Origin of the sequence: Microcystis sp. M113S1, assembly GCF_020246945.1 — a bacterium.
Taxonomy (GTDB): Bacteria; Cyanobacteriota; Cyanobacteriia; order Cyanobacteriales; family Microcystaceae; genus Microcystis.
Genome location: NZ_JADBSA010000420.1, coordinates 1 through 7,705 on the forward strand (window position 1 = coordinate 1; position 7,705 = coordinate 7,705).

8 protein-coding genes and 1 pseudogene are annotated in these 7,705 nt (G+C 43.2%); 3 read left to right on the forward strand and 6 right to left on the reverse strand.

Going from position 1 to position 7,705, the window contains the following annotated elements; genetic code table 11:
- The 6 genes from IM319_RS21480 to IM319_RS21505 form a co-directional block, all read right to left on the reverse strand.
- On the reverse strand, positions 1-78 hold a 78-nt coding region (locus IM319_RS21480; RefSeq protein ID WP_425184889.1), incomplete at its 3' end, for a transposase-like zinc-binding domain-containing protein.
- A 462-nt stretch (positions 79-540) separates the two neighbouring features.
- Positions 541-921: a hypothetical protein gene (locus tag IM319_RS21485; protein ID WP_002794467.1), complete on the reverse strand. Its 381-nt coding sequence runs from the start codon at positions 919-921 to the stop codon at positions 541-543.
- A gap of 4 nt (positions 922-925) precedes the next feature.
- Positions 926-1,192, reverse strand: coding sequence for a hypothetical protein (locus IM319_RS21490; RefSeq protein WP_002733164.1), 267 nt, complete (start codon positions 1,190-1,192; stop codon positions 926-928).
- A 245-nt stretch (positions 1,193-1,437) separates the two neighbouring features.
- Positions 1,438-1,569 carry a hypothetical protein gene (locus tag IM319_RS21495; RefSeq protein WP_287736868.1) on the reverse strand — a complete coding sequence of 44 codons (132 nt, stop codon included), beginning with the start codon at positions 1,567-1,569 and terminating at the stop codon, positions 1,438-1,440.
- Between the two features lie 21 nt (positions 1,570-1,590).
- Positions 1,591-2,592: a hypothetical protein gene (locus tag IM319_RS21500; RefSeq protein ID WP_287736869.1), complete on the reverse strand. Its 1,002-nt coding sequence runs from the start codon at positions 2,590-2,592 to the stop codon at positions 1,591-1,593.
- 3 nt (positions 2,593-2,595) lie between these two features.
- Positions 2,596-3,069 carry a hypothetical protein gene (locus tag IM319_RS21505; protein WP_287736870.1) on the reverse strand — a complete coding sequence of 158 codons (474 nt, stop codon included), beginning with the start codon at positions 3,067-3,069 and terminating at the stop codon, positions 2,596-2,598.
- Positions 3,070-3,682: 613 nt separating this feature from the next.
- On the opposite strand from IM319_RS21505, the gene IM319_RS21510 reads away from it, so the two are divergent.
- The 3 genes and pseudogenes from IM319_RS21510 to IM319_RS21520 all read left to right on the forward strand — a co-directional run bounded on the left by IM319_RS21510 (position 3,683) and on the right by IM319_RS21520 (position 7,244).
- Positions 3,683-6,148, forward strand: a complete 2,466-nt coding sequence (locus IM319_RS21510; protein ID WP_287685952.1) for an ATP-dependent Clp protease ATP-binding subunit — start codon at positions 3,683-3,685, stop codon at positions 6,146-6,148.
- 77 nt (positions 6,149-6,225) lie between these two features.
- Positions 6,226-6,506: pseudogene (locus IM319_RS21515) on the forward strand (hypothetical protein).
- Positions 6,507-6,647: 141 nt separating this feature from the next.
- Positions 6,648-7,244: a hypothetical protein gene (locus IM319_RS21520; RefSeq protein WP_287736872.1), complete on the forward strand. Its 597-nt coding sequence runs from the start codon at positions 6,648-6,650 to the stop codon at positions 7,242-7,244.
- Positions 7,245-7,705: the final 461 nt, after the last annotated feature.

Sequence of the window (7,705 nt, forward strand, 5' to 3'; positions counted from 1 at the left end):
TACACATATATAGTTTTGTTTTTGACCACGATGACCATTTTTATTGATGTGGTCACTTTTACATTCTGGACATTTCATCGTTTTTTTCCTTCATTGAGTTTCTATCTATTTTGCCTTCTCATCTCTTTATCTGACAACGCCAAATTTGCCGAATTGATGGTTATTTTGGAGAGCATCCCCTTGATTTTACTCATCCTTGCCCGATACGGTCTGTTAGCTTGACAATTGATTGTTTTCGCGACGACCCCGGCGACTGTTCGAGTTTTGTCAGGGAGATTATGGTGGTGACCCTTGCTACGAAGCAGTCTTTTCTGACCAAGGTTGGGACGGTCTATCACTTCTCTCAATATACAAGGTTGGGTTGAGGTAACGAAACCCAACAAAGAGTAACCTTTGGGGTGGTTGGGTTTCGCTTTTTCAAGCGAATTGAGCTATTTTCGCCCCAGTCTTGTTTCCCTCAACCCACCCTACGAGGCGATGCGCTCTGCTACGCAGTGCCTTCGGCATCGCACTAACGTTGTTAGACCGTTCCTCACCCGATTAGCTTAAACTGTTCAATGACTGAATTACGACTATTCCACCCTCGATCGCATCAAGTTGCATCCGATAGCCGTAGAGTAAACTCATACCGACCAAAGGCTCTGTTTCGGCTGCGTTAACATCAATATACCGATATTCACCGTCCCAAATAACAAGACCACTGTAAACGTCAAAGATACAGGTACTTCCATCCCCTAATGTTCCCTCTTCACGGCTATACAACCGTAAGTTGAGGCTGTTGATTACTGTCAGAGGTAAGGTCAAAAAGCCTGTGAACCCTGTATCAATAACAGCATCAATTACCTGCCTCTGTTTACTTTCATTGCTTACGACTAACCGAAGCCTCGCCTCGCAGTTTTGATCAACAATTCCGTTCATCATAAAGTTAAAGCAGACGACCTACGCCAAAACGGTGAACGCCTTTATGCCCAATTCGGACACGCCAGATTTGAGCATCAGGGTTTCGTTCAAGCAATCGATTAGAAGCAGTTATTGTGTCATTGGCAAGCTCAAAAGCACCTGTTTCGATATCTATGGCTACAATCTTCCCATGATTGCCTTCCTCGACTTGGGGGCGCACCTGAGATTGATAAATCTCATTACCACGTCGAGCGAATTCTTCTTTGCTGTAGCGGAGTTGATTAACTGTCATTGGCCTGACCCCGTTGCAACTTTTGCCCCTCCATTTTAACCTAAACATTGGCAATCTTAGCTAACATTCCCCAACTGGGCCCACAAGAGCGGCATCGCACTTAGACTCACAACTTCAATCAATGTGCATGGTGCGTTCCCCAAAATCGATCGCTTAAGCGGTAGAAGTTGCCCTAGGAAACGCACCCTACAAGATTGCGATCGCACTAGGACTACAAGAGCGGCATCGCACTTAGACTCACAACTTCAATCAATGTGCATGGTGCGTTCCCCAAAAATCGATCGCTGGAGCGGTAGGAGCCACATTAGGGAACGCACCATACAAGATTGCGATCGCATCGCCTCGACTGCGATCGCACTACAATGCACAGCTGGCAAAGGATTAAACCGCCATCGCTACTACCGAATCACCACCTCATCATAAAGACGCTTTGATAGTGTAAGGAACACTGCTAATGCCATGCCATTTAGAAAAATTATCGCTGCAACATTGTGAAACCATAAACCTGAAAAAACACCTAAACCGATGCTTGTGCCTCCTATGAAAGACAAGAATAAATACACTTTTTGTTCTGAAACATACTCTTGAAGTTCTTGAGAATGTGAGAATGCTTCTACTAAGTTGAACTGAAAAAAGCTAAAAGGGTATAGAGCCATAGATGTAAAGAATACAGACTGAAAGAAACGTGGAAAGAACACTTCTGGTACTTTGAAGGTGACAAAAAACACTGCTGTAAAAGTGGCAGCAACTACAAAGTTAACTACATTGAAAATTTTTGACCTTATCAAATAGTTATTAACCAATAAGGTAAATGTTAAGGAGGCTAGGATCACGAAGTTGATTGAGCCAATCCATTGCCACGTTTGGAGTCTATGCTGAGTGTTCGTCTCCTCCCAAACTTTGGGATATAGTTCTCCAAACTTCTGGGCTTTTTGGTTTTGGCGCTCAACCAACTTATTAAACTGCCCTAAAATACTCTGCTGTGACTCGCTCGGTTGGTACGGTGTTTGTTGTTCAGCCATCACCCTCGCAGTATTATTGGCTTGATACCACAGAGATGTATAGACTGCAAGCCAGGTAGAATTATAAGCAACTATAGCTAAAATAGTGCAAACAAAAATTATAAACAGCTTTTTGTTTTTGAGGGGTATCGTATAATAAACGTAACGAGGACTTTTAGGTACAGATGATATACTCGGAGGTATTTTTAGGGCAGCTATCTGAGATATAATTTCATCTAGTTGTTGCTGAGACTCCTCAATCTTCTTCTTAAGTTCAAACTGATGTACTGGGCTAGAAGTTTTGTGAAACTCAAGCTGGAAGTGATGGAGCTTCTCGGATAATAGTTTTTCTTCTTCTTTCAAGTTTTTTAATTCAGTTTCTTTATCTGAAGGTGACATTTCTTATCTCCGAATAAGCCTTTTAAGTGCCATCCAAGTCTTATACATATACCCTTCTGTTTCTACTTCTAATTCATAAGAAGCTATCATAGGAATTAAAGGAATAACCACTTTAAGCTTACCAGAGGCTGTCTTCTCTTGCTTCAGTTTTAACTGAATATCTTGCAGAAGGTAAATCAGTTGAGAGGACAGATCGCTCTTAGGTATCGTGGATATAGATGAGATAGAAGACTCTATTTTCAACAGCTGACCGTTTGCCTCCTCTTCTGAAAAGTGAATTCTCTCCTCCGGATAAATCTGCCAGTACTCTGCTTCATAGCTACGAATACTTGGTAGGATTTCTTTCTTGATTCTTTGTTTCAACTCGAACTGAATGTTTGGGCTTGCAGAAGTAATTAACTCCTTTTGAAAAGCACTCAATTTTTCATATAGCAGCTCTAAAATCTCTTCTAGTTCATTAAGTCTGTAATCGTTCATTGGTTAACTCGTAAATAATGTTGACTTCAACAAGGTAAAACAGTCATCTTGCATAACTCTTTTTAATAACCAAGTATTAAAATTTTTAGGTAAATTCAGCAGTTGCCATGACACTAATTTTATCTTATCAGGATTATTCAGAAGGACTGTCTCACAGGTAACCCAGCAGCACAACTACACATTATACGGAAACTTTCTGTATAACACTCTCCAGAGTAACGATAGGGGTCAACTTCCTGCATATCACCCCGTTCTGTAACATAAAATACTCATTTGTCAATAGGTAGTAATATTTAATCTGCTTATACTTCGAGTTTTGGTCTGAAAATGGCCGCTCAATAGTCAAGCGATCGAGGGATGGGAATGACCACGAGCTTAGGGGATTAGGCAAGGGTGAACAACTTATCGGCAGGTTTCGAGAGGGCTAAAACCACAATCTGCCAGATTCCGGGCATCTCCGCAAGTCAGCTAAGACCGACTGACTCAGGAAAAAATCTTCAGAGCTATAACTAATAGCCGCTCGCCAATAACTGATCACTGAAAGAGGGCTAAACTAAAAAGGCGTGCTAAAATCAGCATATCTAGGGTCGCTTGTGTAGGTGATGGATAGGCTATGTTTGAAAGATTTACGGAAAAAGCCATTAAAGTAATCATGCTCGCCCAAGAAGAAGCTCGCCGCCTTGGCCATAACTTCGTGGGAACAGAGCAGATTTTACTAGGACTAATTGGAGAGGGAACGGGAGTTGCCGCCAAAGTCCTCAAGTCCATGGGTGTCAATCTCAAAGATGCGCGCGTGGAGGTGGAGAAAATCATCGGTCGCGGTTCCGGATTCGTAGCCGTGGAAATTCCCTTCACCCCCAGAGCCAAACGAGTTTTAGAACTCTCCCTCGAAGAGGCCCGTCAACTGGGCCATAACTATATTGGCACAGAACATCTCCTTTTAGGACTAATTCGCGAAGGGGAAGGTGTGGCCGCTAGGGTTCTGGAAAATCTCGGCGTGGATCTCTCGAAAGTTCGTACCCAAGTGATCAGAATGTTAGGGGAAACCGCCGAAGTGGCCGCAGGTTCATCTTCCCAAGGTCGCACTAAAACCCCCACTCTTGATGAATTCGGTTCCAATCTAACCCAAATGGCCAGCGAGGGTAAACTCGATCCCGTGGTCGGCCGACAAAAGGAAATCGAGCGCGTTATCCAAATTCTTGGCCGTCGTACCAAAAATAACCCAGTCCTGATTGGGGAACCGGGGGTCGGTAAAACAGCGATCGCAGAAGGATTGGCCCAACGCATCGCTAATAAGGATATTCCCGACATTCTCGAAGAAAAACGGGTTGTCACCCTCGATATCGGCTTGCTAGTGGCGGGAACCAAGTATCGCGGCGAATTTGAGGAACGCCTCAAAAAAATCATGGACGAAATTCGCCAAGCGGGTAACGTCGTCCTTGTGATCGATGAAGTTCATACTCTCATCGGTGCTGGGGCAGCCGAAGGGGCGATCGATGCGGCCAATATTCTCAAACCGGCTTTGGCCCGAGGAGAACTGCAATGTATCGGTGCGACGACCTTGGATGAGTACCGCAAACATATCGAACGGGATGCGGCTCTAGAAAGACGTTTTCAACCGGTTATGGTCGGTGAACCCTCCGTAGAAGAAACGATCGAAATTCTCTACGGTCTCCGGGAACGCTACGAACAGCACCACAAACTAAAAATCTTAGATGAGGCCCTGGAAGCGGCGGCGAAATTGTCCGATCGCTACATTAGCGATCGCTTCTTACCGGACAAGGCGATCGATTTAATCGATGAAGCTGGTTCGAGAGTGCGCTTGATTAATTCCCAATTGCCACCGGCAGCCAAGGAATTAGATAAAGAACTGCGGCAAATTCTCAAACAAAAAGATGATGCGGTGCGCGGTCAAGACTTCGAGAAAGCTGGGGAATTGCGCGATCGGGAAATGGAAATCAAAACCCAGATCCGTAATCTCGCTTCCACCAAAAAAGGCGAAGATGGCAACGACGAACCCTTTGTTGACGCGGAGGAAATCGCTCACATCGTCGCTTCTTGGACTGGGGTTCCCGTCAATAAACTGACCGAAACCGAATCCGAGAAACTGCTGCACATGGAAGATACCCTGCATCAGCGTCTCATCGGTCAAGAGGACGCAGTTAAAGCGGTGTCTCGTGCCATTCGTCGCGCTCGCGTCGGTCTGAAAAATCCCAACCGTCCCATTGCTTCCTTTATCTTCTCAGGTCCGACGGGGGTAGGTAAAACCGAGTTAACTAAAGCTCTGGCCGCTTATTTCTTTGGTTCGGAAGATGCGATGATCCGTCTCGATATGTCGGAATACATGGAACGGCACACGGTTTCTAAGTTAATCGGTTCACCTCCGGGTTATGTTGGTTACAACGAAGGGGGACAATTAACGGAAGCGGTGCGTCGTCGTCCTTATACGGTGGTGCTATTCGACGAAATCGAAAAAGCTCACCCCGATGTCTTCAATATGCTTCTGCAAATCCTTGAAGATGGACGTTTGACCGATGCTAAAGGTCGCACGGTGGACTTTAAAAATACCCTGTTGATCATGACCTCGAACATCGGTTCTAAAGTTATCGAGAAGGGTGGCGGCGGCTTAGGTTTCGAGTTTGATGATAATCAGGCCGAGGCCCAGTATAATCGCATTCGATCGCTGGTTAATGAGGAATTAAAACAATATTTCCGTCCGGAATTCCTCAACCGTCTCGATGAGATTATTGTCTTCCGTCAACTCAATAAGGAAGAAGTCAAGGAAATCGCCGAAATCCTGCTCAAGGATGTGTTTAAACGTCTGACAGAACAAAATATTACTTTGTCTGTTACTGATAAGTTTAAAGAACGCTTGATCGAGGAAGGTTATAATCCGGCCTACGGCGCTCGTCCCCTACGTCGTGCGATTATGCGTCTCTTGGAAGATGTTCTGGCTGAGGAAATTCTCTCCGGACGCGTGGGTGATGGTGATACTGCCATGGTCGATATCGATGAGGAAGGTAAGGTGAAAGTTATTTCGGGAGAAAGACGCGAGTTAATCGCTCCCGTGATCGAATAAATTCTAACTGGAATTAGTTAAATAAAAGGTGGGCTTTTTGCTCACCTTTTCTCGTAAAAATAGGAGAAAAAACTGTGATGAAAGTATGGGTTGTGGGTTGTGTATTATTGTTTTTATTGGTAGAATTTTATCAGTGGGCGAAGGGTTTTATTTTGCCTTTACCTCTCTATATTTTTGCGGGAGCTTTATTATCGATCACTTCTAATTATTATCAAGATATGAGCAATTTATTTGCTAGAAATGAACAGGTTTATCAAAGTGCCAGTTTAACTGATATTCCTCCTATTTTGACGGCAGAAACCGCAATTACCAGCCTAGAAGCGGCAGATCAGAAGATAGTAAAAAGCGGTGTCGCTGAATCAAGACATGAATACTAAATTGTGCCTCCTATCCACAAGTTACCTTAGTGCTAGGTTTTAAAAATTGCCGAGAGGACAATTGATACTTAAAATCAGCAACGCCCTATAACTTTTCAAACAGATCCTAAAAATAGATGATCATGAAAACAGTCACAAAAGTAGCTCTTATTGCCCTACTCTGGATAACAATAATCAATCCGTCCAACTTACCTCCAGATACCGATGTTAGACTAAGAATGGCCCATGCCCTGTGGACAGGAACTGAAGAAGTTTCTTTACCCCCAAATTATCGTCCTTCCTCTCGATTAGAGCCTGTTGGTGTTTTAGGAGTAGATGGAAAACGATATGAACATTATGATATGGGACAATCTTTATTAATGTTGCCCGCAGATTGGATTGGCACTCAACTCTCTAAAGTTTTTCCTAGTATTAAGCCTTATTTATTACGAGAATTTGCGGTTAGTTTTCTTGTAGTTATCCCTCTAAATGTATTAGTTGTTCTCTCTTGTTATTGGTTACTTAGACTATTTGATTTTCAGGAGAAAATTGCGGCATCTGCCAGCTTGATTTGGTTGCTAGGTACTACCGTTCTCCACTATGCACAAACTTTTCAACAAAATAATCCAGTCCCCCTTTGCGTGATTTTAGGTTATGCTTGTGCTTTAGCTTATATGGTTCTTCCGAACTTACACTGTAGAAAATTCCTCAAGCTCCCTCTCTGCCCAGCAATGCTCTAAAGTTGATAAATATCAATCTAACAAAAACTCAAAGCCTTAGTATACAAACTTTACAAGCATGAGTTGTTGATAGTTTTACATGACAGGTTCGGTAGAGCCGCTTATATTAAAACTAACAAAGTACCTTATGTTTTTTTGAGTGGATTGGCAATCGGAGCAGCTATTATCATTCGCTCGACAACTATCATTTATGCTCTAACAGTTTTTGGGTTTCTAATTAGCTGTCTAATTTATAAAAATTTCAAGCTGAATCAAATCTGTAAGACGGCCATACTCTGGAACTTCGGCTTATTTCCCTTCTTTTTTATGAGTAGATTATTTAATTAGGGTTTGCTGAATAAAGCTAAAAACCTTACAGGAAAAGGCTTTTAGCTAGATTGAGAGTCGCTCAGGTGCCCCTGAATCTGCTAAAATTACTCAAAACCCTTGCATCTTCTCTCCTTAGTACCAATGTATCGCAA